The 24,115-nt window shown below is 56.9% G+C and carries 22 protein-coding genes and 1 tRNA gene; 13 read left to right on the top strand and 10 right to left on the bottom strand.

Going from position 1 to position 24,115, the window contains the following annotated elements; translation table 11 throughout:
- Window positions 1-2: 2 nt before the first annotated feature.
- Window positions 3-2,117, bottom strand: coding sequence for an AIPR family protein (locus MED193_RS18105; protein ID WP_009811210.1), 2,115 nt, complete (start codon window positions 2,115-2,117; stop codon window positions 3-5).
- A 633-nt stretch (window positions 2,118-2,750) separates the two neighbouring features.
- Window positions 2,751-2,840 (bottom strand) — tRNA-Ser (locus tag MED193_RS18100).
- Between the two features lie 268 nt (window positions 2,841-3,108).
- On the opposite strand from MED193_RS18100, the gene MED193_RS18095 reads away from it, so the two are divergent.
- From MED193_RS18095 to MED193_RS18065, 7 genes are all read left to right on the top strand, one after another.
- Window positions 3,109-3,990, top strand: coding sequence for an SPOR domain-containing protein (locus MED193_RS18095; protein ID WP_198133867.1), 882 nt, complete (start codon window positions 3,109-3,111; stop codon window positions 3,988-3,990).
- 60 nt (window positions 3,991-4,050) lie between these two features.
- Window positions 4,051-5,226, top strand: a complete 1,176-nt coding sequence (locus MED193_RS18090; protein WP_009811207.1) for a D-alanyl-D-alanine carboxypeptidase family protein — start codon at window positions 4,051-4,053, stop codon at window positions 5,224-5,226.
- An 8-nt stretch (window positions 5,227-5,234) separates the two neighbouring features.
- On the top strand, window positions 5,235-5,891 hold the full coding sequence (gene tmk / locus MED193_RS18085) for a dTMP kinase (protein ID WP_009811206.1): 657 nt from the start codon (window positions 5,235-5,237) through the stop codon (window positions 5,889-5,891).
- Window positions 5,888-7,024 (top strand): DNA polymerase III subunit delta', encoded by a 1,137-nt coding sequence (locus MED193_RS18080; protein ID WP_009811205.1) that lies wholly within the window; start codon window positions 5,888-5,890, stop codon window positions 7,022-7,024. Before tmk ends, MED193_RS18080 begins: the two co-directional genes overlap by 4 nt.
- Window positions 7,025-7,075: 51 nt before the next feature.
- Window positions 7,076-7,885: a TatD family hydrolase gene (locus MED193_RS18075; RefSeq protein ID WP_009811204.1), complete on the top strand. Its 810-nt coding sequence runs from the start codon at window positions 7,076-7,078 to the stop codon at window positions 7,883-7,885.
- Entirely contained in the window at window positions 7,885-8,682 is a 798-nt protein-coding gene (locus MED193_RS18070) for an MBL fold metallo-hydrolase (RefSeq protein WP_009811203.1), read from the top strand. Before MED193_RS18075 ends, MED193_RS18070 begins: the two co-directional genes overlap by 1 nt.
- A 136-nt stretch (window positions 8,683-8,818) precedes the next feature.
- Complete coding sequence (locus MED193_RS18065; protein ID WP_009811202.1) at window positions 8,819-9,751, top strand: AEC family transporter; 933 nt, start codon at window positions 8,819-8,821, stop codon at window positions 9,749-9,751.
- Window positions 9,752-9,775: 24 nt separating this feature from the next.
- On the opposite strand, the gene MED193_RS18060 is transcribed toward MED193_RS18065, so the two are convergent.
- Together MED193_RS18060 and MED193_RS18055 are read right to left on the bottom strand one after the other, a co-directional pair.
- On the bottom strand, window positions 9,776-10,510 hold the full coding sequence (locus MED193_RS18060) for an aspartate/glutamate racemase family protein (RefSeq protein WP_009811201.1): 735 nt from the start codon (window positions 10,508-10,510) through the stop codon (window positions 9,776-9,778).
- A 35-nt stretch (window positions 10,511-10,545) separates the two neighbouring features.
- The gene (locus MED193_RS18055) at window positions 10,546-11,241 is read right to left on the bottom strand and encodes a GntR family transcriptional regulator (protein ID WP_009811200.1); all 696 of its coding nucleotides are present in this window, start codon (window positions 11,239-11,241) and stop codon (window positions 10,546-10,548) included.
- A gap of 179 nt (window positions 11,242-11,420) precedes the next feature.
- Here MED193_RS18055 and MED193_RS18050 point away from each other — a divergent pair, with 179 nt between their 5' ends.
- A complete protein-coding gene (locus MED193_RS18050) occupies window positions 11,421-13,112 on the top strand; it encodes a thiamine pyrophosphate-binding protein (protein ID WP_009811199.1) in 1,692 nt (563 codons plus the stop codon).
- 313 nt (window positions 13,113-13,425) lie between these two features.
- Here the strand turns inward: MED193_RS18050 and MED193_RS18045 are convergent, their stop codons facing one another.
- Entirely contained in the window at window positions 13,426-14,322 is an 897-nt protein-coding gene (locus tag MED193_RS18045) for a LysR family transcriptional regulator (RefSeq protein ID WP_009811198.1), read from the bottom strand.
- A 175-nt stretch (window positions 14,323-14,497) separates the two neighbouring features.
- Here MED193_RS18045 and MED193_RS18040 point away from each other — a divergent pair, with 175 nt between their 5' ends.
- The 5 genes from MED193_RS18040 to MED193_RS18020 all read left to right on the top strand — a co-directional run bounded on the left by MED193_RS18040 (window position 14,498) and on the right by MED193_RS18020 (window position 19,842).
- On the top strand, window positions 14,498-15,739 hold the full coding sequence (locus MED193_RS18040; RefSeq protein WP_009811197.1) for an FAD-binding oxidoreductase: 1,242 nt from the start codon (window positions 14,498-14,500) through the stop codon (window positions 15,737-15,739).
- A gap of 91 nt (window positions 15,740-15,830) precedes the next feature.
- Window positions 15,831-16,787: a TRAP transporter substrate-binding protein gene (locus MED193_RS18035; RefSeq protein ID WP_254655508.1), complete on the top strand. Its 957-nt coding sequence runs from the start codon at window positions 15,831-15,833 to the stop codon at window positions 16,785-16,787.
- 76 nt (window positions 16,788-16,863) lie between these two features.
- Window positions 16,864-17,577, top strand: a complete 714-nt coding sequence (locus tag MED193_RS18030) for a TRAP transporter small permease (protein ID WP_039967019.1) — start codon at window positions 16,864-16,866, stop codon at window positions 17,575-17,577.
- Window positions 17,577-18,893 (top strand): TRAP transporter large permease, encoded by a 1,317-nt coding sequence (locus MED193_RS18025; RefSeq protein ID WP_009811194.1) that lies wholly within the window; start codon window positions 17,577-17,579, stop codon window positions 18,891-18,893. Before MED193_RS18030 ends, MED193_RS18025 begins: the two co-directional genes overlap by 1 nt.
- 4 nt (window positions 18,894-18,897) lie before the next feature.
- A complete protein-coding gene (locus MED193_RS18020) occupies window positions 18,898-19,842 on the top strand; it encodes a hypothetical protein (protein WP_009811193.1) in 945 nt (314 codons plus the stop codon).
- Between the two features lie 6 nt (window positions 19,843-19,848).
- On the opposite strand, the gene MED193_RS18015 is transcribed toward MED193_RS18020, so the two are convergent.
- The 5 genes from MED193_RS18015 to MED193_RS17995 form a co-directional block, all read right to left on the bottom strand.
- Complete coding sequence (locus tag MED193_RS18015) at window positions 19,849-20,622, bottom strand: hypothetical protein (protein ID WP_009811192.1); 774 nt, start codon at window positions 20,620-20,622, stop codon at window positions 19,849-19,851.
- Between the two features lie 203 nt (window positions 20,623-20,825).
- Window positions 20,826-21,248: a pseudoazurin gene (locus tag MED193_RS18010; protein ID WP_009811191.1), complete on the bottom strand. Its 423-nt coding sequence runs from the start codon at window positions 21,246-21,248 to the stop codon at window positions 20,826-20,828.
- Window positions 21,249-21,251: 3 nt separating this feature from the next.
- The gene (locus MED193_RS18005) at window positions 21,252-22,025 is read right to left on the bottom strand and encodes an ABC transporter ATP-binding protein (RefSeq protein WP_009811190.1); all 774 of its coding nucleotides are present in this window, start codon (window positions 22,023-22,025) and stop codon (window positions 21,252-21,254) included.
- The gene (locus tag MED193_RS18000) at window positions 22,022-23,083 is read right to left on the bottom strand and encodes an iron ABC transporter permease (protein ID WP_039966368.1); all 1,062 of its coding nucleotides are present in this window, start codon (window positions 23,081-23,083) and stop codon (window positions 22,022-22,024) included. Before MED193_RS18000 ends, MED193_RS18005 begins: the two co-directional genes overlap by 4 nt.
- Entirely contained in the window at window positions 23,080-24,096 is a 1,017-nt protein-coding gene (locus MED193_RS17995; protein ID WP_009811188.1) for an ABC transporter substrate-binding protein, read from the bottom strand. Before MED193_RS17995 ends, MED193_RS18000 begins: the two co-directional genes overlap by 4 nt.
- Window positions 24,097-24,115 lie beyond the last annotated feature (19 nt).

Here is a 24,115-nt window from a genome sequence, read left to right as displayed (position 1 = left end):
TCCTAGTGCTGTCGTGACAAGGAGGATATCCGAATCCTCGGAGATTCGCCCTTGTCCGAGTAGCCTTCCTCTCGGGCTCGCTCCAGAAGATCGAGTGCGATGACCGCTTGTTTTTCCGACGGCAACTTGGACGGAAAAAGGCCGCAAGCCTTTAGTATGCCATCCTCTTTTGGGCTGAATATCCTCTTGGCTCCGCCCCACTCCCTAAGCCGATTCCAGAAATCGCCTCCGGCCTCAATCACCGAAGTCTGCGCCTCGATGCCAGAAATCACCGCTTCTTCGCGGCGGCCATCTCTTTGAACAGCACGGGCCTGCTCTGGCTCAACGAGGCAGTTCATGAATTCAGGCCCGTAGTCGATATCAACCCGCTGCAAGGTCGCCCAGCAAGCCTGTTTCTTTCCCCATTCTGTTATATTGTTCACTCCCGCTTCGGGGTGGGTTATTACTTCTACTGCCGCTTCCGCCGCAATCAATAATACATCACCAAGATCTCGCGATACCGATTGACGCCGCCATACGGCATCAAGATCAACAACATGATCCCGTTCATCCGCGTCCGACACCAATTTGGATATAGAATAGGTCACAATATTCGCGCGGTATCCGCCCGGGTACCAAGGCTGTTTCGGAATTGTCTTTTCGAGGTGCCGGAAGATTATCAGTTTTGAAATCAGGCGCCGATACCATGTTTCGTCGAACTTCTTGTCACTGCGGTTCCATTCCGCCCCGATTGTCTGGGCAAACTCGCCAAAGTTTTTCTGGGCGCCTTTGCTGACCGTGTCAGGGTGCATGCGGAAACTCATCTCGACCTTCGCAAGGTCAGTTTTGACGAAGTACTGTGGTTTAGGGTTTTCTAGATCAAAACGCCGACGTCCGGCCTGGGTTTTCTTGGCGCGCTCGACAAGGTACTGCCCCCTTGCGCGCTCGTAGAACCATTTGGTCTCTCGGTTTGTACCCTCGACGGCCGGAGCCAATACTCGTCTCGAGTATTCTTCCATCCTCATATGGAATGGGTGGTTCGAGAAGAAATCCGCCGCGCTGACCTTGTTCTGGCTGTTGGCGTATTTCGAGATGAACGGAACGACCTCTTCCGAAGTATCCGACGGAACAACTGTCAACTTCATCTGCACGTGGACTTGTTCGAGCGTTTCTGGCGAGATTTTCCGAGCTGCGTGGAGAGAGGCCGTGGTTTGACCGCCATTTACGACCTGCAGGTTGGCCGCGGACACGATCCTGAGACCGTCCGATGTCTTCTCTACCTCGACGCTGTCGGCCGTTACCGACAGACCGTTATTATAGCTGAAGAACATTGCCGGTTCATCTTTGATGGTGTCCCGGATGCCCCGGTTCACAGCGCCGCGGGCCTGAAGGAAGCTTCGAACGTTAGACTCCAAAAGCCGCGCCCCCCATTTCTCATAAATTTCAGCCAATTGATGACCACTGATCACAACAAGATAACTGTCGAGGTGTTCGCCGCTGCTCGATGCAGCCAGCGCTGGGATGCTGCCGCCAAAATCTTCTTGGAAATTGACGATGATCTTTTCCCGAGCATGTCCGGACGTCTCATAGCGGTGAAAACGTGTAAGATCCCAGATGTTGTAGGTAACAGGAATGCCATCAATCTTGCCCGCAAGAACTGCGTCTGTCCTAGCACTGTAGGTCGCATTGGTCATAAGAATGAGTTTGATCTTTGTGATAGATGACCACGCCGAAGTAATAATCGAAGCGGCACCCGCTTCAGCGCTCCCTTCGATCAGGTCTTCCCGGAAGGCAGCTCGACGCGCGGCGGCGACAAAGTTGATCAGGTGGCCAAACGCCTTCTTGGCATCGCTGGCATTGATCTTGACCGCCGCATTTCCATCGTGAAAATCGCAGACAATGACGCTAAGTATACCGTCGGACTCACGAGGGTCGCCGCCGATACCATCAATCCTAACGGTCTTGCCGTGACTGTTGGCGAGAAAATTAACGCGGTCAGACGTTGCAATTTCACCTTCTGTCTCCAGAAGGGCCGCCATCCGCTCAAAAAAGGCGTCAGCCTGTGAAATACCGCTTACTGATGCTTCTGCTGCGACTTCCTCAAGCAATGAATTGTTGAATTCGACCAGTTCATCCAATTGGTTTCATCTCCTCGAAAATATCGAAGTTTGGCGCACCGGAGACAAGCGCCGGTACACAGGTTCCTGCATTCCCGCGAAAATATCGTCGGCCGCAAGATAGGGAAGGTCAAGAGCCGGATGCAACATCAACCAAGAAACTACCCCCTTCACGACGTTCCCGTAGCATCACAGATTTGCTTTGGCCCAGCCTATGAAAATAGCTTTCCGGAGTTCGGTTATGTTTCCAAGAAATCGGAATGTGGGCGGCAGCAGAATCCGAAGAAAATAGTAGGTAGATCTTTGTTGTCCTCCTATGTTTGCGGATATTGTCGGCGGCCTGACCGCAACGTCGATTTTGCTCGAATTTTGAAATCGCCACAACGGGCGGGTTGGAACCGGGTCGCATTAATAGGGTAGAGACCGAAGTCGAAGTGCTTGGCCGTACTTTACAGTAAACCATTTTGTATCAGAGGCTTACAACCTGAACACCAAATCGCCGCAGTCATTAGGCCCAGAGAATATGGGCCCCAAGAGAACGCCTTTGGGCCTCCTTGCGCCAGCGCCAGTGCTCAGCCCTTCCCTCATAACCCTCGAAAACAACGGAAAAACTCGACCGCAGCCGGATGGGGAGAAACGTTTCTCAAGGGTAAGTGGCGGGGAGACAGGGATTCGAACCCTGGGAACGCTCTCACGTTCAACGGTTTTCAAGACCGCCGCATTCGACCACTCTGCCACCTCCCCGGTCTTTTGGCGGTTTAAGGCGCGATTGGACGACACGCAAGAGGAAAGTTTCACCCTAGGTACCGACGCCCAAACACTCCCTGATTTGAAGCTTCAATTTGGCATGAACTACGCAAGAAAATGCCCAAGACTGAGCTTTTACGCGCCATGCCAGGACATAGGGTTTTCATGACTGCCGCCGCAGGCTATCATTCGCCAAATCATAACGATGACCGGGAAATCCGGCAGGGTGCGCTTTGACGCTATGAGCACAGGCAAGGAAACAAACATGACACCACCTATGCCGAAACGGACACCAGGGCCTGGCGTTGCCGCCGTGCTGCTTTCCGTGCTGGTTCTATCGGCCTGTGAAGAGGGTGCCAATCTTGGTTTTCTCAAACCCAAACCAGCAGAGACCGCAGTAGCGAACTCCAGCAGGACACAGTTGGTAGAACGCGATGTGGAAGCCCCTGATGTGTTTCAGGTCAGCGAAGCCGGGCTCTGGGATGGGCGGCCCTCGCTGGGTGGTGTTTGGGTCGCACATCCAGATGCCAAGGACCCAGAACGTGTGATTATCCGCAATACTGCTAATGGCAAATTCGTCATTGGGGCCCTGTTCCGTCGCGAGCGTGAAATCCCAGGTCCCCGATTGCAGATCTCCTCTGATGCGGCGGCGGCCCTTGGCATGCTGGCAGGCGCGCCAATTGACCTAAACGTGACCGCCCTACGTCGCGAAGCCGAAGATCAACCCCAAGAAGAACTGGCTGACGCAACTGTGGAGAACGAGCCCTTGGCAGAGGCGGCCACTGGAGCCCTGGGCGCGACTGAAATCGAAGCCACGCCGCTGGATCCAATTGCAGGGGCCGCAGCCGCAATCGAGGCCGCGCCAGCGCCCAGTCCGCAGGCGCCCGTAGCCCCGGCACCACGTGTCTCGTCGCTGGACAAGCCCTTCATTCAGATCGGCATCTTCAGCGTTGAAAGCAATGCAAAGAACACCGCAGCACAGATGCGCAATGCGGGTCTGATCCCCACGGTACTTGCCCAAACCGGGAATGGAAAACCGTTCTGGCGCGTTGTTGTAGGCCCCGCCCAATCCAAGAGCGAGCGCAGTCAACTGCTGAAGAAGATCAAGGAAACAGGCTTTACTGATGCCTATGCTGTCACCAACTAGCACCGCCCCTGCCCGCACTTTCTTCAGCCCATCTCTAAGGAGGCCACAGGCGTGAAATCAATGGTCAGCCCCTTTGCCAAACTTGCCCTCATCGGGGGCTTTGGGCTTTGCCTGACGGCCCTCCCTCTTGCGGCTTATGACACTCGGGCACGGGCGGCCTTTGTGCTGGACCAGGGCACGGATACCGTGCTCTTGTCTAAAAACGCCGAAGTGCCACTGCCGCCGGCTTCGATGTCCAAACTGATGACCCTCTATGTCGCCTTTGAAGCGCTGCGCGATGGTCGGTTGTCCCTGGACGAACGCCTGCCTGTCAGCGCCCATGCCATGAGCTATGGCGGCTCCACGATGTTTCTGGACACCACGGACCGGGTCCGGGTCGAAGATCTGCTGCGCGGTATTATCGTGCTCTCAGGCAATGATGCCTGCGCCGTTATTGCAGAGGCCCTCAGCCCTGATGGAACCGAAGCAGGCTTTGCCCGTTACATGACCAAACGAGCGCACGAGCTGGGCATGATGAATGCAAGCTTTGCCAATTCCAACGGTTGGCCAGCCATAGGGCATCGTATGTCTATGCGCGATCTTGGCGTACTTGCCGAACATCTGATCGAAGACTTCCCACAGTATTACCCGCTGTTTTCAGAGAAAAGCTTTGCCTTTGACGGCCGCGCGCCCTCGAATACCCGCAACCGCAACCCCCTGTTGGGGCTGGGCATTGGCGCGGATGGCCTAAAAACCGGCCACACCTCCGAAGCAGGCTATGGCTTGGTTGGCTCTGCGGTGCAGGGGGATCGCCGGGTGATCTTTGTGGTTACTGGATTGGAGAGCAACAAGGCCCGCGCAGAGGAGGCTGAGGCCATTGTTAATTGGTCGTTTCGCCAATTTGCCAAAAAGACAGTTGCCAAAGCCGGTGTCTCGGTTGCCAGCGCAGAGATCTGGCGTGGAGCTGAACGATCGGTAGGTCTGATGCCTGAGACAGATCTGGAAATTCTGCTGCCCGCCCTTGCAGGGTCTGAAATAGAGGCCGAGGTCGTCTATTCCGGCCCAATCGACGCGCCAGTCACCAAAGGACAAAGACTGGCCGAGCTGGTTGTCCAACCGGAGGGGCTGCCCGAAATACGCCTGCCCCTGGTAGCGGAACAGGACGTCGCCACTGCTGGTTTCTTTTTGCGGGTCCAAACGGCGGCTCAGGTTCTGTTCCGGCGGCTGCTTGATGGCCCCGAGGCACAAGAACAGTGACCCAGAACATGAAGCAGACGCCAACCGGCCTGTTCCTGACCTTCGAAGGTATTGATGGTTCGGGTAAATCAACCCAATGCAAACGCCTGGCCGAAACTCTGCGCCTAGCCGGGTACGATGTGGTTCTCACCCGCGAGCCTGGCGGCTCGGAGGGGGCCGAAGAGATCCGCAGGATGGTGCTGGAGGGGGATCCCGACAAATGGTCTGCCGAAACCGAGATCCTGTTATTCACAGCCGCGCGACGTGATCATCTGGAACGCACCATCTTGCCCGCTCTGGCTGCAGGTAAGGTGGTGATCTGCGATCGTTTTGCCGATAGCACACGCATGTATCAGGGCCTGTCGCGCGGCGATCTGCGTACCACGGTAGATCAGCTGCATACACTCATGATTGGACGCGAGCCGGATCTGACCCTGCTCATTGATATGGATCCCGCAACCGGCCTATCCCGTGCGAAGGGACGTCAGGGCACCGAGGAACGGTTCGAGGATTTTGGCCTCGGGTTGCAGGAAAAAATGCGGGCTGGTTTTTTGTCCCTGGCAGAAGAATTCTCTACCCGTTTCAGGGTCGTTGATGGTGCACAAGATATCGACACAGTCGCCGCAGATGTGTTGCGCCACACCAAGCTGGCGCTGGCGTCCCGCACCGGGGCATCTCAGGAATGAGCCGCGCACCGAAGGCCAAAGCGGAGGAAGACCTGCCCCGCGCAGATCAAGCCCCAGGCGCCCCGCATCCACGTGAGACCTTAAAACTCTTTGGCCAGGACCAGGCAGAGCAGGATTTCCTCACTGCCTTTAACTCCAATCGTCTGCATCACGGATGGTTGCTCACCGGACCGCAGGGTATCGGTAAAGCAACCCTGGCCTGGCGCATTGCCCGGTTTCTGCTCGCCCCGCCAGCGGCCGAAGAGGGTCTGTTTGGCGCTCCTCCCCCGGCAACCTCGTTGTTGATTGACCCAGAGCATCCGGTTTCTCACCGTATTCAAGCCCTGGCCGAGCCGGGTCTGGCCGCCATTAGTCGCAGTTACAACGACAAGGGCAAATTGCGTGATCAGATCGTGGTCGATGACATCCGAAAACTGAATCGGTTCTTTGGGCTGTCCTCTACCGATGGCGGGCGCCGCGTGGTCATTGTGGATGCTGCAGATGATATGAACACCAGTGCCGCCAACGCCCTCCTAAAAATGCTCGAAGAACCTCCTGCCCGGACCACGCTTTTGTTGATCTCCCATCAGCCCTCCCGGCTGCTGCCGACGATCCGTTCGCGCTGCCGCACGCTGCGTTTGGGACCGCTTGATGCGGAGGACATGCAGTCCGCCTTGGTACAAGCCGGGGCCGATCTGCCTGAAAACACCTCGCATCTTGCGGCACTTGCAGCGGGCTCAGTTGGCGCAGCATTGCGATTGCTTAACCTGAATGGGCTCAAGATATACGCCGAGCTGGTGCAAACCCTTGACACCTTGCCCCGGCTGGACCGTCAACGCGCTATGGCTTTGGCTGAGGCCGCAGCGCAACGCGGTGCTGCGGAAAAGTTTGAACTGCTGCTGACCCTGATTGAGATAGCCCTGTCGCGGCTTGCCCGTACTGGCGCAACCGGGCTACCGCCCCTCCCCGAAGCCGCAACTGGCGAGGCAGCGATGCTGACCCGACTGGCTGCCACCCCTCTACGGGGGCGCGCCTGGGCCGATCTCTCGGCAGAGGCCACGGCGCGTGCACGTCATGGTCAGGCGGTGAACCTTGACCCCGCTTCACTTGTCCTAGATACGGTTTTTAAGATGCAGGAGACCGCGTCCCGGTGACCTGAAAGCAGGGCAACGCTCCAATGCGGCCCAAGACACGACGAGGCAGGCATGAGCAACACGACACCCGAAATCACCGACAGCCATTGCCATCTGGATTTTCCAGATTTCGATGGCGAACTGGACGCGGTGATTGCCCGCGCCGCGGCTGCGGGTGTGACCCGCATGGTAACCATCTGCACCAAGCTCAAGAACGAGCCAACCGTACGCGCCATCGCCGAGGCCCATGCGCCTGTGTTCTACGCCGCAGGCACCCATCCGATGAGCGTCGCCTCTGAGCCTATGGCCAGCTATGATGAGTTGGTTGCCCTGGCGGACCACGCCAAGTTTGTCGGCATTGGCGAGACCGGTCTGGACTATCACTATACAGCCGAAAGCGCAGATATTCAGCAGCAGTCTTTGCGTATTCATATTGCAGCCGCGCGCGACACCAAACTGCCACTGATCATTCACGCCCGCGCCGCCGATGACGATATGGCGCGAATCCTGCGAGAAGAGATGCAAAACGGTGCCTTTGACTGCGTAATGCACTGTTTCTCGTCCTCAATCGAACTGGGCCGCGCGGCTCTCGATCTTGGGTTCTACCTGTCGATGTCCGGTATTGCCGCCTTCCCAAAAAGCCAGGACCTACGCGATATTTTTGCCGAGGCGCCGCTGGACCGTATTCTGGTAGAGACCGACGCGCCCTATCTGGCCCCGCCGCCCCATCGCGGCAAACGCAATGAGCCCGCCTATTCAGCCCTGACTGCTCAGGTAGGGGCTAAGGTCTTTGAGATGGATTACGCAGATTTTGCGGCCCAAACCCAGGCCAATTTTGACCGCTTGTTCTGGAAGGCTGCCAAGGTCGAGGCTGCTGCCTGATGAACGAGCTGCGCTATACAATCCTTGGCTGCGGCTCATCCGGTGGGGTGCCGCGCCTGGGCGGTCACTGGGGGGACTGTGATCCCACGAACCCACGCAATCGCCGCCGTCGCTGCTCGATGCTGGTCGAGCGTGACGGGCCGGATGGTACCACCACGGTGCTGATCGACACCTCCCCTGACATGCGCAGCCAATTGCTGGACGCCAATGTCGGACGTCTGGATGGGGTGGTCTATACGCATTCCCATGCGGATCATGTGCATGGCATTGATGATCTGCGCATGATCGTCTTCAACATGCGCGCCCGCGTGCCGGTCTATGCTGATGGCGACACACAGAACGCGCTGCTCTCCCGCTTTGGCTACGCTTTTGTGCAACCAAATGGCTCTCCCTATCCGCCGATCCTGGACCTGCGAACTATTGATGGCGCATTTACGATCGACGGCCCCGGCGGGGAGATCCCTTTCCTGCCATTTGAGGTCAATCACGGGGCTATGGATGCGCTGGGATTCCGCATTGGCAATCTCGCCTATCTGCCGGATGTAGTCGAAATAGCCGAGGATGCCACACAGGCACTAGAAGGGCTGGACTGTTGGGTGCTGGATTCCCTGCGCCGCAGCCCACATCCCACGCATTTCAATCTTGACCAGGCCCTGGCCTGGATAGCGCGGATGCAGCCAAAACGCGCAGTGCTGACCAATATGCATATTGATCTCGACTACGCCACGCTAGAGGCCGAGACTGCCGATCATATCACCCCTGCCTACGATGGCATGGTCATTCGCTGCCCTCTTTAGGGCGCATAATAGCCCACTGGAACTGCAGCCTATTTGATGGCAGCGCCACTATCTTTTTTGCAAGGACGACCCCGCCCCCATTGCCTTTTGACGCATATTTTCAAAGACCAGAGTGGCACCCCTAAAGGAAAACGTGATGTTGCAAAGCCTGATTGATGTCATTCTGCCGGTCTTTCTTGTGGTGGCCGCCGGGTACTTTGCCACCCAGAAAGGCCTGTTTACAGCCTCGCATATTGATGGGCTGATGAAATTCACCCAGGGATTCGCTATTCCCTGCCTGCTGTTTCGGGCCATGGTAAACTTGGATCTCTCCAACAGCTTTGACCCCACCCTCCTGATCAGTTTTTACTCCGGGGCCGCGATCTGTTTCTTCATCGGCTTGACCGGGGCCCGCCTGCTGTTCAAACGCGACTGGGAAGACTGTGTGGCCATCGGGTTCTGTTGCCTGTTCTCCAATTCCGTATTGCTGGGCCTGCCTATTACTGAACGGGCCTTTGGTCCCGAAAACCTAACCGGCAACTACGCGATCATCGCCTTTCATTCCCCCTTTTGCTACGGGCTGGGCATCACCGCCATGGAAGTGGTACGCAATCGCGGCGCAGGCGGGGTAAAGACGCTGTCATCTGTGTTGACTGCGATGTTCAAGAACGTACTTATCCTCGCCATTGCGCTAGGCTTTGCTTTCAACCTCGCAGGCATAACCATCCCGACAGCAGTTGATGAATCACTGCAATTGGTGATCCGGGCCGCCCTTCCAACAGCGCTGTTTGCCCTGGGTGGTGTGCTGGTTCAATACCGCCCCGAAGGGGATCTGCGTACAATTGGCTTTGTCTGTGTCACTGCATTGATGGTGCACCCCAGCATTGTCTGGCTGCTGGGCGGCAGCTTGGGGCTAAAACAGGACCTGTTCCGCTCAGGGGTGTTGAACGCCGCCATGGCACCGGGGTTCAATGCCTATATTTTTGCCAATATGTACGGGCGCGCCAAACGGGTCGCCGCCTCTTCGGTACTAATTGCCACCGCCGCGTCGGTGCTCACGGTCTGGTTCTGGCTGCTAGTACTCAGCTGATGCCCTGCAGCCTCACGGTCCCTGCTAGCAACGCGGATCATCCAGTTTCAGCTCGTAGCGGCGCGGCATCAATCCCGCCTGAAACCAGGTGACAAAACTCCGGATCGAAAAGACTGGCAGGCCCGTCACACGGCGTAGGTCCTGCGCATAGGGCACCATATTGGTACACTCCAACACAATTGCGCCCAAGTCAGGATTGTCAGCAACCAATGCGCGGGCACCGTCAATCATGTCCAGACGACAGGCCTCAAAATCAATCGTTGGGGCATCGCCAAGAATATCGCGCGTAAAGCACCGCAGCCCATCGGTACCACCGATTGGCGTATCCTCCGGCGCGCCAGCAGCACGCAGATGGGCAGGCGTCAGAGTCTCTTTGGAAATGGTCAAGACACCCACCCGCTTGCCCGGCGGGAGCAGTGCCTGCACCATGGGCACCTGCATCAAAGCGGAGGTTGCAACCGGAACGCCCAGCGCCGCCTTCACCTGCTCCTGGATCAGCGCCAGAAAGCCACAATTTGTGGTGATGCCGTCACACCCCATGGCCACCAGATCACGGCCCGCTTCAATAAAGAGGTCGACCAACCGGGTCGGGTCCTTGCGGACCACCAGATCCGGTGTGGCACCACGCACAACGCGGTAGTGCACCGGGAAATCCCAGGTCAGGGCGTTGCCCATATCCCCGTGAATACGAGGGAACTGCGTCTCCAGCATGAGGATCCCCACTGCCGCCCCATAGACCGTCTTGCCACCCTGTTGCATCCCATCTTCCTTTTGTTTCCTGCCCCACCGAGCGCCTAGTCTTCGTCGGGTACGTAGAGTTGCGAAAAGGCGATGCGCACCGCCTCAGTTGCCTCCTCCCGACGTTTTTCAATGTGATTACGTAGCGCCCTGGTCGCAACTTCTACATCACGGGCCACAAGCCCTTGCAACACCAGACGGTGCGCCGAAACATCGCCTGGTGCACGCCCCTCTGCCTGATCGCGCATCCGTTTCAAGTCAATCAGGCGGATATAACGGATCCGACCGTTGAGGTTCTTCAACATCCTTTGCAACTCGCTATTGCCCGACAGTTGCACCAATCGGTTGTGAAAGCTCTCATCCAACGTCAAAAGCTCTTCCAACTCTGTGGCACTCTCATATTCGGGCTCCATCCGGTCTAAATAGGCCGAAAAGGCCGTGATATCCGCCTCCGGCGCCCGCTGACAGGCAATTCGCAGCGCCTCGCATTCGATGGCTACACGTGCCTCATAAAGATCGAGGATATAGCTCGGTGTTAGTGGCCGACAAAAGAAGCCTCGGTTGATCTGAAAGGTCAAGAAACCCTCAGCTACCAATCGATTCAGAGCCTCACGCAACGGTGTGCGGCTGGCTCCCAGCACCTCTGAAAGAGCGCTTTCATTCAGCCGCTGGTCAGGCTTAAAGGCAAAATCCGCCGCCATACGGCGCAGCGCCTCGTAAACCCGATCAACATTGCTTTCCCGTTTGGCCATTTCGCCTCACCCTCTTCGCGCACTCTGCCGATTGGGGGCCAAGCTAGAGCAGGCTTGACTCCTTCGCAATATTGAATTCCAAACTGTATACAATTTTGAATTCAGAAAGCCGATTCCCGAAGCCTCACAACGATTGCGACAGGAAACCAAAACAGGACACACAAGATAGGGAGAGCCAAATGACCAATTCAATGAACGGTGCCGAAGCCATGGTACGTATGCTCGAAGCCCATGGCGTGCGCCATATCTTCGGCCTCTGTGGCGATACCACCCTGCCCTTTTATGATGCGATGCATCAGTTGCAGCACGACATCACCCATGTGCTCACCCGGGATGAGCGCAGCGCCACCTATATGGCCGATGCCTATTCCCGCGTTAGCGGCCGCGCCGGCGTGGCCGAAGGCCCCTCAGGGGGGGGAGCCACCTATCTTCTTCCAGGTCTCATAGAAGCCACCGAAAGCTCCTATGCGGTTCTTGGCATCACCACCGATATCTCAGTCGCGTCTTATGGGAAGTACCCGCTAACGGAGGTTGATCAGGAAGCCCTGATGCGGCCACTGACCAAGTGGAATACGGTGATCAAACAGGCCCAGCATATTCCCAGGATGGTGCGCTCCGCTTTTAGGGCCATGACGACCGGGCGCTCCGGCGCGGCCCATCTCGGGCTGCCCTATGATGTGCAATACGACCCGGTGGATCCGGCCGACATCTGGGCGGACCCCAAGCATCAGAGTTACCCGTCCTACCCGCAGTCCCCAGAGCCAGCTGCCGCAGAGGCTGCCATTGACGCAATCCTATCGGCAAAATACCCCCTCATTATCTGTGGAGGTGGCATTGTCATTTCCGGCGCCATGGAGGAGCTCGCCCGCCTCGCCACCCGACTTGATATTCCTGTCGCCACCTCGATCTCTGGCCAGGGTTCCCTGGCTGAAACGCATGCAAATTGTCTTGGAGTGGTTGGGTCTAACGGCGGCACTGATGAAACCTGGGAAATGATGGAGGCGGCCGATCTGGTGGTCTTCATGGGTTGCCGCGCCGGGTCCACCACCACCTCGCGTTGGGAGGCACCTGCACCAGGCACCCGGATCGTGCATTTTGATAATGACCCCATGGTGATAGGTGCCAACTACCGCACAGAGGTCGGCGTGGTAGGCGATTTGCGACTGTCCCTCGCAGCCGTTAACGCGCTGTTGGACCGCCGAGATCAAGGCGCCTCAACATTTGGCGGGGCTAAAGCCATCGCCCAGATCAAGGCGCGAAAATTTGCAACATTCCACCAGTTGGCCCAAAGCACGCAGGCACCAATCCGCCCTGAACGCGTGATTGATACACTGATGAAAGTTCTGCCGCCAGATGCAACTGTAGTGTCCGATCCTGGTACCAGCTGCCCCTATTTTTCCGCCTATTATCAATTGCAAAAACCGGGTCGCTATTTCATCACCAACCGCGCCCATGGCGCGCTTGGCTACGCGCTGTCTGCCTCGCTGGGAGCCTGGTTCGCAAGGCCCGCCTCCAAAACTGTCGCTCTCATGGGCGATGGCTCCTTTGGCTTCACTGTGGGGGAGTTGGAAACGGTGTGCCGGGCACGGGCCCCCATCACATTCGTGGTGTTTTCCAATGCGAACTTTGGCTGGATCAAAGCCAGCCAGTTTGCCGACAAAGCCGCCCGCTACTACAATGTTGATTTCAATCGCACAGATCACGCCGCCATTGCCGCGGCCTATGGCGTCAAAAGCTGGCGCGTGGAAAACCCGGAAGATCTGGAACAGGTGATGCAGGCCGCGGTCAATCACGATGGCCCCACTCTGGTGGATATCGTCTGTCAGTCCCTCGAGGAAAGCAATGCCCCAGTGCGGCGCTGGATGGGGTGAAACGCGTCACGGAATGGCTCTCGCAGGGTATGTCGGGACCACACGGCCGGGCCTCAAGGTCCCCAACGGAAAATCAAAGAGCCCAGGGGGCTCACTGGGCGCATTGAGGCCCACACGCGCTCCCAGCGCATAGAGAACTCTGGCCCGGCGCCGACTGAAAAGCTAGGCGCCGCGTTCTAAGCTCCGTTCCCAGCAGCCCTATCCGCCCTCGCCAACCGCGCCGCGCCTCTTGCGTGGCGCTAGGCCCAAGGGGGGAGAGGCAATCGCAAATTGCCTTGATCCGCGCGGGAGCCCGCCCTCTGGCCGACAGCGGTTAGGCCACCGAATATCTCTCCAACTCAGCCTTCAATAGCGCCAAAAACTCTTGTCCAATGGAAGATAGTGGCCGCGTGGCAGAGGTAATAACCGCCATTTCCATCAGGATTTGCGGACGAAAGGGACGCGAGACAAATCCACCCTCCCGATCAAAATTCAGCACAAATGGATCCAGCAAAGCCACGCCCATTCCCTCTTTGACAAAACTGAGCAGGTTTTTGAACAGCTGCGCATGCACACGTGTCTTTAGCGGCACCCCTGCCTGCACAAATGCCTCTCGAATGCGTCGATGGGTCATGTGATCGGGCCCCATAACCAAAAACGGTGCACCCTCCAACAATTCCGGCGTCAGAACCTCATGGTCAGCCAAGGGGCTTGCTTCAGGAAGAGCCACGGATGTTTCAACCCGAATTGGAAAGGCCTCCAGACCATCATGGAGAAGCGGCGTTTCACAAATGCCAATTTCAAACAAGCCCGAAATGACCCATTCCTGGATCTTGGACGAGTATTGCGACTGGAACGAGATCGACATATCAGGCCGATCTCGGGCGAATTCGGCAATCAATCGCGGCATAAACCCAAATGACATCGAATGCTGCGAGGCAACCTGCAACTGGCCCGCTTGTTTATTCTGAAGATCAATCACCGCTTGGGTCACATGATCAAAGCCGCGCACCACCGTATCGATCTCACGAAACAACAGGTTGGCCTCGGGGGTCGCTCTTAGTCGGCCACGATCGCGCTCAAACAATTTGAACCTGGTCTGGCGCTCCAACTGATACAGAAGATTCGAGACCGCAGGTTGCGAAATTCCCAAAAGCGAAGCCGCCCCGGTCACGGTGCCGGTCTCGATCACCGAATGAAAAGCCTGCAGCTGTCTAAAACGTAAATTCATGCCCCCATATATCATTTTTTATTATGGACCGCATCGAAATTTATATTTGAACTGATGAGATTGTCTGGGCATGGTCAGGGAAAGACTGATGCAGCAGCTCAAGGTCTGGCAGCCCTGATTTCAAACACCTGCCCGAGACCCGCCCTGCAGCAAACCGACAAATAAAGCGACCAAAATGAAAACAGAACATATCATCATCGTTGGCGCTGGTATCGTGGGGGCCGCGACCGCGCTTTGGCTGAAACGGGCTGGGCATGAGGTCACTTTGATTGACAAGGGAGAACCCGGCATGGGCGCCTCCTATGGCAATGGATGCCTGCTAGCCAGCTGCGCAATGGTGCCCGTGACAACGCCCGGGTTGATCTCCAAGGGGCCCAAATACCTTCTAGATCCAAAGTTTCCGCTATTCCTGCGCTGGGGCTATACGCCCAAACTATTGCCATGGCTGATGAAATACCTCTCCCATGCCAATGATAGCGACACCCGACGCATTGCCAAATCGCTAACCCATATTGTGGGCGATAGTGTCGAACAGCATCAAGCCCTGACCGCTGGCACCCCAGCAGCAAAATGGATCAAAGAGACAGACTATAATTTCGCCTACAAAGACCGCGCAGCCTTTGAAGAAGATACCTATGTCTGGGAGCTCCGCCGGGAGGCGGGGTTCGTCCCAGAGATCATCGAAGGTGCAGCGGTCCAGGAACACGAGCCGATCCTGGGTAAGAACACCAATCTGTTGGCCGTGAACAAGAACCATGGTTTCATTCTGAACCCTGGCAACTACGTTAAAGATCTGGTCAAGCTCCTGGTCGAGATGGGCGGCACATTCCTCCAGGCTGAAGTGAAGGATTTTGACCTCAGCGGCGGCCAAATTTCAGCCGTGGACACAGATCAGGGGCGCTTTGCCTGTGATAAAGTGGTGATCTCTGCCGGAATTTGGTCCAAACCCTTAATGCAAAAACTGGGCCTTAGGGTGCCGATGGAGGCTGAACGCGGCTATCACATCCTGTTCAAATCTCCCAACATCACCCCCCGGTACCCAATGATGGTTGCAGCCGGAAAATTTGTCGCTACCCCTATGGATCAGGGGCTACGCTGCGCCGGGGTCGTTGAATTTGGTGGCCTAGATGAAACTCCGTCCAAGGCGCCTTTGGCCCTGCTACGCCGCACCGTGGCTGAAACTTTCCCGCACCTGCAGGCCGCTGAAGAGGAAGAGTGGCTCGGCTTTCGGCCGGCGCCAACAGACAGCCTGCCACTGATTGGGGAAGTCGCCCAATCAGGCGTCTTCACCGCCTTTGGCCATCAACACATTGGTCTCACCGGTGGCGCAAAAACTGGGCGCATGGTGGCCAGTCTGATTGCGGGCCAACCTATGAACCTTGACATGCGCCCATTTGAACCAGATCGTTTTGCATAGCGATCCTTGAAACACCAATAAAAAACAAGCTGGAAACCAGCACAAACCAACCTCCAGGGAGACTACAATGACTTCGAAGACCTCTATCAAAATGACCCTAACCGCCTCTGCGCTTGCGCTCGCCGCTTCGGGCGCTTCAGCGGAAAACTGGGATATGCCAATGGCCTATGCCGCAACCAATTTCCACTCTGAGATGGGCGTCGTTTTCGCAGACAAGGTGCGTGACTACACCGGCGGTGATATCGACATCACTGTTCACCCTGGTGGCTCACTCTTCAAAGGTGGTGAGATCAAGCGCGCGGTGCAGACCGGCCAGGCCCCTATTGGGGAACGTTTCATGTCCGCCCACGCCAACGAAGCCCCGCTTCTGGGTTGGGACAACCTGCCCTTCATTGCCACCACCTATGCTGACAATGAAAAACTCTGGCAAGCGGCAAAGGATAAAGTAAACGGCCAGCTGTCCGATCTCAATCTCGTGGCGCTTTATACCTGCCCTTGGCCCGGTCAGGGCTTCTACTTCAATAAGGAAGTCACCTCTTCTGGCGATACCCAGGGGATCAAGTTCCGTAGCTACAACACGGCCACTGCGACCTTTGCCGAAAAACTCGGCATGATCCCGGTTCAGGTCGAAGCTGCCGAATTGAGCCAGGCTCTGGCCACCGGTGTGGCAGAGGCCTTTATCTCTTCGGGCTCGACAGGTTATGACCGCAAAGTATGGGAGCACCTGAGCCATTACTACAAGGTCAACGCCTGGCTGCCACGCAACTACGTCATGGTCAACAAACAGGTCTGGGAGGGCCTGAGCGCCGAGACCCAGGGCCAGGTGCAAAAGGCTGCCGATGAAACCGGTGCCGCCTGTTCTGCCAAGTCTGAAGAGCTGGCAAACTGGTATTTTGAGCAGCTCTCTGGCAATGGCATGGCGGTAACCGATGCCGGGCCAGAATTCCTGGGAGAACTGCAGGAAATCGGTGCCACGATGACGGCTGATTGGCTGGCTGCTGCCGGTGACGATGGCCAGGCCATTCTGGACGCTTATAACGCCAACTAACTCCACCACTCACCTGACGGCCCCTGCTCTTGACGGGTAGGGGCCGTGTTTTATGACAGCACTTTGGGGGATGGGCATGCGTGATTGGCAACCGTTTCTGGGCCTGCCGCTCTGGGTTTGGCTTTTTGTTATTCCAACTCTTCTGGCACTGGCCTGTCTGACTGCTCCGGCTCCGATGGGCCGTGCCCTGAGGCCACTGCAGGCGCTTCTGGATCGACTGTATCTATGGTCTGGCGTGCTCGCCTCGGTCTGTATGGTCACGATCCTTTTGCTTATCGTGGCGCAAATGGTGGCCCGCTGGAGCAACATGACCTTCCCCGGCTCCACCGAATATGCGGGCTACGCAATGGCCGCGACGTCTTTTTTTGCCCTCGCCCACGCGTTGACACGGGGGGCCCATATCCGGGTCTCAATCCTGCTCAATATGGGACATCACTTTGGTCTGTGGCTAGATGCTTTTGCCATGTGGATTGCTGCCATTACCGCCACCTATTTCGCCCGTTATGCCATCAAAACCAACATCATGTCTGAGATGTTGAATGACCGCACCCAGGGGCAGGACTTCACCCCGGAATGGCTGCTTTCGGCCCTGAAGATATTTGTCACCGCCCCCTCGGATTGGGGGGCGCTTTGGGCACAAACTGGGTCCGACTGGGTCTACACACCGGTCTGGTTGCCACAACTGCCCATGTCGATCGGCACAGTGCTGCTGGCGCTGGCACTTTGGGACTATCTTTGCCGTCTGCTGATCACCCGCCGGGCCAGCATCAATTCGGAGGCCGTGGAATAATGGGCGAGATTTACACAACCCTCATCTTTGTCTTTGTGCTCTTTGCGCTTCTGGGCAGTTCAGTCTGGATTGGCCTGGCACTGATGGGCGTCGCTTGGGTCGGGATGGAGCTGTTCACCACCCGCCCCGCAGGCGACGCAATGATCACCACCATCTGGACAGGTGCCTCTAGCTGGACCCTGACTGCGCTGCCCCTGTTCATCTGGATGGGAGAGATCCTGTATCGCACCCGGCTGTCGCAGGACATGTTTCGCGGGTTGGCGCCGTGGATGCGCTGGCTACCTGGTGGACTGCTTCACACAAACATCGCGGGCTGTACCATTTTTGCCGCTGTCTCTGGCTCCTCGGCTGCGACTCTTACCACTGTTGGCAAAATGTCGATCCCAGAGCTGCGTAAGCGCGGCTATCCAGAGTACATGATCGTCGGCACCCTGGCCGGTGCCGCTACGCTGGGATTGATGATCCCGCCTTCGCTGACGCTGATCGTCTATGGGGTTTCGATCAATGAATCGATCACCAAACTCTTCATGGCCGGCATCTTCCCCGGCCTGGTGCTGGCGAGCCTCTTCATGGCCTACATCATGGGCTGGCATTTCTTTGCCAAAGATCAGCGCCCTGCCCCCGAGCCTGCCATGTCCTTTGGTGAAATGCTTGCTGAAAGCCGTTTTCTGATCCCGGTGCTGATGCTGGTTACCGTGGTGATCGGCTCGATGTACCTCGGGCTTGCCACCGCCACCGAGGCCGCCGCCGTTGGCGTTCTGGGGGCATTGACACTGGCGCTGTTCCAAGGCTCGCTCAGCTGGTCCACCTTTACCGAGTCCCTGATGGGGGCGACGCGCACCTCTGCCATGATTGCGCTGATCCTGATGGGGGCGTCGTTTTTGTCCTTGGCCATGGGGTTCACCGGATTGCCCCGCGCATTGGCCGCTTGGATTGACCAGATGAACCTGTCCCCCCTGGTGCTGATCGTGGCCCTGACACTCTTTTATGTGGTGCTCGGTATGTTCCTGGACGGGATCTCGTCTGTGGTGCTGACAATGGCCATCGTTGAGCCGATGATCCGCCAGGCCGGCATTGATGTGATCTGGTTCGGCATCTTCATCGTGGTGGTGGTCGAGATGGCCCAGGTCACACCACCAATCGGCTTCAACCTCTTTGTGCTGCAAAGCATGACCCGCCACGAGATCTCTTACATTGCAAAAACCGCCATTCCCATGGTCGGCCTAATGCTGGTCATGGTGGTGATCCTAGTGGCCTGGCCGGAACTGGCCACCTGGTTGCCTAACAACCTGCGCAGCGGACCCGCTGGCGGATAACAGGATGATCAAGCTCCTGACCATTGTCGCCCGCCACGGGCAGGTGGCAATGATACTGGGGCTGCTGGCAGGTTTCCTGCTCAAGGATCTGGCCAGCGCCCTCAAACCCTGGCTGCCAGAAATGGTGGCCGGGCTTTTGTTTCTCACCGCCTTTCGCATCGGGGCACCACGTGCCTTTGGTGGATTAAAGGACGGGCTATCCAGCCTCAAATCGGTTCTGTTCCTACAGATGCTGATGCCGCTTCTGGCTGTGATCCTGTTCTGGGCTCTGGGCATCGCTGCCACGCCTTTGGCCGTGGCGCTGGTACTGATGCTATCAGCGCCTTCGGTCACGGGCAGTCCTAATATCACATTGCTCCTGGGCCATGCACCGGAGCCCGCCTTTCGTTTGCTGATCCTTGGCACCGCGTTGATGCCCCTCACCGTGATCCCCGTATTTCTGCTTTCGCCCGAACTGGGCAGCCTGTGGAACGTGCTCAGCGCCTCGCTGCGTCTAACGGCAACCATTGCTGTGACCGTTGCGCTGGCCTTTACCTGCCGCCAGCTCTTTGCCCCCGACCTGGCTGAACGCTCTGCCCGGGCGGTGGATGGTGTCACCATTCTGGCGCTGGCAGTGATTGTAATCGGCTTGATGGCGGCCCTTGGACCGGCGCTTTACCGCGCGCCTTTTGAGGTGGCCAAATGGCTTGGACTCGTCTGTTTGGCCAACTTCGGACTGCAGTACCTGTGTTTTCGTTGGCTCATGTGGCGCGGCGCGGCCGACATCGCGGTGCCGACATCGGTGGTGGCTGGGAACCGCAACTTTGCACTGTTCCTGATTGCCCTGCCCGCCAGCACCACAGATCCCTTGTTGATTTTTCTGGGCTGTTACCAAGTCCCGATGTATCTGACCGCGCTGGTGATGCGCCGCCTCTACGCCCGCGCCCTTGCGCAGGAGATGCCAACCTGATCGCCTTCAACCTGGGAAAATTCGGGCCATTTCGGTGTCAAAGTGGGCCCAGGTCATAGTGGCGCGATTCCCTGCATACCCATGATAGTAGCTCTTGCCACTGGAGGTCGGTAGCCCGGCCCAGATCTTGGCCAAGTTGTTCATGAAATCGGTCCGGCTCATGTCTTTGGCCATCATGGCGCTCAACCCTGCTTCCTCTAGCAACTGATGTGCCAAACGATCCTGCAGCTTTGGCGAAAACACATCGGTACGTTTGGCGTCGACATGACGTACGAGCCGTTTCAGGGTCGCAGGAATGAACTGGTAGCGACCAATAGCGTGCTGTTGGCCCGGGGTGCGGGCGATCCAGTCGTAGATCTCTCCGACTGTCATTTCGGTGGGAGGTTTGCGCGGCTTCACGGTGGCTGCATGCTGAACAGCATCATATTGCGCGCTGCCCGCCTCTGCGCTGGCGATCAGCTGCATCAACTTTGCCACCGCCCCTTTTGCGACCCCCTTTGGCAAGGCGCGGAACATGCTGGTTCCGCGGCGATCCGCAAACAGGCTGGCCAGATTAGCTTGCACCGCCTCCATCTCCGCCTCTAGCCCCTCTGGGGCACGATCTGGGGTCAAAACCGAAGGCGGGGAATGACGGGCCAATACCGGCTGCACCGCGGAGTTTCCCTGACCAAAGAAGCTTTCGTTCACGATTGAGAACTGCTCAGCAGCGCGACTTGGCGCCAAGCCAAGCACAAAAGCGATATAGGTAATAGGCACCAATGCCAGGCGGGTTTTGCTCATGTCAGCCTTCTGTCTGAAACCGCAGGTTCCCCAAAGACTATCGCAGCAGAATTGAAATTTCCTTTACTGCTCCCCGTCTCATGGTCGGCGTCAGGCAATCAACAGCCAAGACATGGCGAGGGAGCATCATCAGATACAGGCCCAAAACAGGACCTTCCATCAAACCTTTTGTTTGCAAAGGCGCGTACGGACCACGCCGAGCTTTAATTTCGATGCGCAAGGTAGTCTTGCAGTCGTGCGGCAGCACGTTCTGGCAAGCCCACAGGAATGTCATCGACCTTTGCCTTTTGTGCACCCACCTCAATCACCATGACCATACCCATGGCAAAATGCGGAGTACATTTGATACCATACAGGCCCTCAACATCTAAGGTTACCGTGAGTTCCTCATTGAGCCTGCCTTTGATGGCCATAGCACCGTCTGGGATCATGCCCTGAATACTGACAGCGTTATGCCCCGGTCGTGTAGCGACAAATTTGACGCGGTCGCCGGCCTGGATGTTTAGGTAGGGGGGATCGTAGACCATTGAACCGTTGGCGTTTCGGTTCAACATCTGCACCTCATAGGTTTCAGCCAAAGCGAGGGTCGGGATGACGAGAAACAAGAAAGTCAGTAGTGGTCGCATTTGTCAGTCCATTCTGTGAGCCCGGTGAAAGCGAATGACAGGCGAGCCATCAAAGGGGTCGGTCATAAAATGGCCGCAGACACCGAATGTGTTCATCAGACGTGTTTCTGTAAGGATTTCTGCGGGCACCCCCAAAGCCTCAATCCGCCCAGCATGCATCACACAAATTCGGTCACAGATCATAGCTTGGTTCAAATCGTGCAAAGCAACCACTTTGGTTATTGGCAACTCTTTCACCAATTGCAATATGGCCAACTGGTGTTTGATATCCAGATGATTGGTTGGCTCGTCGAGCAACAACACCTGCGGCTGTTGCGCCAGGGCCCGCGCAATCTGGACGCGTTGGCGTTCGCCGCCCGAAAGCGTGTGCCAGTTCCGGTTTTCAAATCCATGCAGATCTACTGCCGCAATCGCATCCACGACAATGGCTTCGTCGTCCTGGCTCCAGGGCTGCAGCACCGAAAGGAACGGTGTACGCCCAAGTTCAACCGCTTCTCTAACGGTGATCCGCTCTTCCGTATCAGCGTGCTGCTCGACCAGGGCCAATGTCTGCGCGATCTCCCTCTGGCGCAGCTCCGGCATAGGAGTCCCCCCTAGGTAGACACGCCCGGTGCTGGGATAGCGAACCCCTGCCAACATCCGCAACAAGGTCGACTTGCCCGACCCATTGGGGCCAATCAACCCCAGCATTTCACCCTCATTCAACGTCAGCGACGCGTTTGAAACGATCTCTTTGCGGCGGACCCGCCAGCCGAGATTTTCACACCTAAGGATCATACAGCAGCTCTCCGTCCGATCAAAATCAGCGCAAACACAGGGGCACCAACCAGGGCTGTCACAACCCCAATGGGCAAAACCTGACCAGGGATTACAATGCGTGCAATGATATCTGCCATAATGAGAAAGATCGCCCCAGCCAAAGCAGAAGCCGGAAGAAGCGCGCGGTGGCGCGTCCCTACGACCAGGCGCATGGCATGCGGAATGACCAAGCCCACAAAACCAATCGAACCGGTGATAGAGACCATCGCAGCCGTCATAAGCGCGGCAACGGCGATCAGACCAAACTGCACGCGTTTTACCGCAATACCAAGAGAGGCAGCGCTGTCAGAACCGAAGGTAAAGGCGTCCAGAGCGCGAATATTGAAAATACAGACCAGCAAACCAAAAAGGGCGGCAGGCACAACGGTAATAGTATCAGCCCATCGCACGCCGCTGAGGTTGCCCATTAACCAGAACATGATCCCGCGGGCCTGTTCTGCATTGGCAGATTTTGCAATCAGAAAGGCGGTCAAGGCATTAAACAGCTGAGATCCGGCGATCCCTGCCAGTACAATCACACCCGCCGCGCGAAGTCCCGTACCTCCCCCCGCCAAAGACGCAAGCATCGCGACAAAGGCAAAGGCCAAGAGGGCGCCAACAAAGGCACCCGCAGACATGGAGATCAGCCCGCCGCCAAGACCAATGATCGCAACAGCAACTGCACCCGTGGAGGCCCCCGCTGAGATCCCCAACAAATAGGGGTCAGCCAGGCTGTTTCGCAAGAGCGCCTGGAGCACGACACCAGATAAGGCCAACCCGGCCCCGCAACAGGCGGCCACAACCGCTCGGGCAAGCCGGTAGCTCCAAATGATACCAGCGTCGATGCGATCAACCGGATAGGCTGCACCAAAAATCTTGTTGGCCAACACTTTTAGGACCACATCCATTGGGATACTGGTTTCCCCCATAGCCGTGCCAGCCACCAACGCGAAGAATAGAAGGGGCGGCGCTATGACCGCCCACTTCCAAAGGTTTCGATAAGCCGACCGGCTCGATTTCCGGTCAGTCGTGATCATTTTAGGTTGTAACCTTCAAGCGCCTCAGCAACCTGCCCCAACGCATAGATGGCCCGTACAGTTGGGCTCATGGCATGTGCGCCGATGGTGATGATCCGACCTTCTTTGACGGCCGTCATTTCGGATGCTACGGGGTCGTTCATCAGGAATTGTCGCTTCATTTCGACGTCATCAGCAGGAAAGCGGCGACGGTTCATTTCAGCAATGACGATGAAAGACGGATCAGCTTTAGCCAGCGTTTCCCAGCCCACCAATGGCCATTCCTCATCAGAGGTCACCACGTTGTCTACGCCCAGTTTGTCCATCATGTAAGCAGGGACCCCCTGTCGACCTGCAACATAGGGATCTGCCTCCATGTCCGCCGAGGAGAACCAAAAGAGTGCGGAAGTGCCTGTTGGCAGGTTAAGCGCTTGGGCCTGTGCAATCGCGTCAGCCTCACTGGCCTTAAGGCTCTCAATGAGTTCAACCCCATTGGATTGTACATCATAGATCAAGGAGAGTTGTGAGATGGCTTTGTAGAGCTGTTCGGTGGAAAACAACTCAGAGCGCGTGCCGTCGCCACCAACCAGGTTGTCTTTGCTTTCGCAATCTGTTGGCATCACATAGGTGGGCACGCCCACATCATGGAACATATTGCGTGTGGCCACGATACCCTCGGCGCCCACATGCCATTCATACATGACTGTTACGAGATCGGGTTTTTTGTTCACCACGCTCTCAAAGCTTGGGTCGTTGTCTGCCAGACGTTCAATGCCTGCGTTCAGCCCTGCAAATTGAGGAAGCACCGGATTGAACCAAACCGACGTGCCCGCCACTTTTTCACCCAAACCCAGCAGGTAGAGCAGTTCAGTCGTGGACTGACCGACCGTGACAGTGGCGTTTGGCGCCGCGTCAAAGGTTTGATCGAATCCGCAATTTGAAACTGTCAGGGGGTATTCAGTTTGCTGTGCATTCACCACTGAGGACATCAATACCAGCGTCAACACCCCGGACGCAATTAGGCCGTTTTTCATACTTCTTGGCTCCTTCGCC

The sequence above is a fragment of the Roseobacter sp. MED193 genome (assembly GCF_000152965.1).
Taxonomy (GTDB): Bacteria; Pseudomonadota; Alphaproteobacteria; order Rhodobacterales; family Rhodobacteraceae; genus Pseudophaeobacter.
Note: the sequence above shows the minus strand (reverse complement) of the source record. Positions and strands in the feature narration are given on the sequence as shown.

What these genes read in the sequence shown, in the direction of transcription:
- MED193_RS18095 (WP_198133867.1), top strand. Translation starts at nt 3,109, where the DNA reads ATGACACCACCTATGCCGAAACGGACACCAGGGCCTGGCGTTGCCGCC.
- MED193_RS18090 (WP_009811207.1), top strand. Translation starts at nt 4,051, where the DNA reads ATGGTCAGCCCCTTTGCCAAACTTGCCCTCATCGGGGGCTTTGGGCTT.
- tmk (WP_009811206.1), top strand. Translation starts at nt 5,235, where the DNA reads ATGAAGCAGACGCCAACCGGCCTGTTCCTGACCTTCGAAGGTATTGAT.
- MED193_RS18080 (WP_009811205.1), top strand. Translation starts at nt 5,888, where the DNA reads ATGAGCCGCGCACCGAAGGCCAAAGCGGAGGAAGACCTGCCCCGCGCA.
- MED193_RS18075 (WP_009811204.1), top strand. Translation starts at nt 7,076, where the DNA reads ATGAGCAACACGACACCCGAAATCACCGACAGCCATTGCCATCTGGAT.
- MED193_RS18070 (WP_009811203.1), top strand. Translation starts at nt 7,885, where the DNA reads ATGAACGAGCTGCGCTATACAATCCTTGGCTGCGGCTCATCCGGTGGG.
- MED193_RS18065 (WP_009811202.1), top strand. Translation starts at nt 8,819, where the DNA reads ATGTTGCAAAGCCTGATTGATGTCATTCTGCCGGTCTTTCTTGTGGTG.
- MED193_RS18060 (WP_009811201.1), bottom strand. Translation starts at nt 10,510, where the DNA reads ATGCAACAGGGTGGCAAGACGGTCTATGGGGCGGCAGTGGGGATCCTC.
- MED193_RS18055 (WP_009811200.1), bottom strand. Translation starts at nt 11,241, where the DNA reads ATGGCCAAACGGGAAAGCAATGTTGATCGGGTTTACGAGGCGCTGCGC.
- MED193_RS18050 (WP_009811199.1), top strand. Translation starts at nt 11,421, where the DNA reads ATGACCAATTCAATGAACGGTGCCGAAGCCATGGTACGTATGCTCGAA.
- MED193_RS18045 (WP_009811198.1), bottom strand. Translation starts at nt 14,322, where the DNA reads ATGAATTTACGTTTTAGACAGCTGCAGGCTTTTCATTCGGTGATCGAG.
- MED193_RS18040 (WP_009811197.1), top strand. Translation starts at nt 14,498, where the DNA reads ATGAAAACAGAACATATCATCATCGTTGGCGCTGGTATCGTGGGGGCC.
- MED193_RS18035 (WP_254655508.1), top strand. Translation starts at nt 15,831, where the DNA reads ATGACCCTAACCGCCTCTGCGCTTGCGCTCGCCGCTTCGGGCGCTTCA.
- MED193_RS18030 (WP_039967019.1), top strand. Translation starts at nt 16,864, where the DNA reads ATGCGTGATTGGCAACCGTTTCTGGGCCTGCCGCTCTGGGTTTGGCTT.
- MED193_RS18025 (WP_009811194.1), top strand. Translation starts at nt 17,577, where the DNA reads ATGGGCGAGATTTACACAACCCTCATCTTTGTCTTTGTGCTCTTTGCG.
- MED193_RS18020 (WP_009811193.1), top strand. Translation starts at nt 18,898, where the DNA reads ATGATCAAGCTCCTGACCATTGTCGCCCGCCACGGGCAGGTGGCAATG.
- MED193_RS18015 (WP_009811192.1), bottom strand. Translation starts at nt 20,622, where the DNA reads ATGAGCAAAACCCGCCTGGCATTGGTGCCTATTACCTATATCGCTTTT.
- MED193_RS18010 (WP_009811191.1), bottom strand. Translation starts at nt 21,248, where the DNA reads ATGCGACCACTACTGACTTTCTTGTTTCTCGTCATCCCGACCCTCGCT.
- MED193_RS18005 (WP_009811190.1), bottom strand. Translation starts at nt 22,025, where the DNA reads ATGATCCTTAGGTGTGAAAATCTCGGCTGGCGGGTCCGCCGCAAAGAG.
- MED193_RS18000 (WP_039966368.1), bottom strand. Translation starts at nt 23,083, where the DNA reads ATGATCACGACTGACCGGAAATCGAGCCGGTCGGCTTATCGAAACCTT.
- MED193_RS17995 (WP_009811188.1), bottom strand. Translation starts at nt 24,096, where the DNA reads ATGAAAAACGGCCTAATTGCGTCCGGGGTGTTGACGCTGGTATTGATG.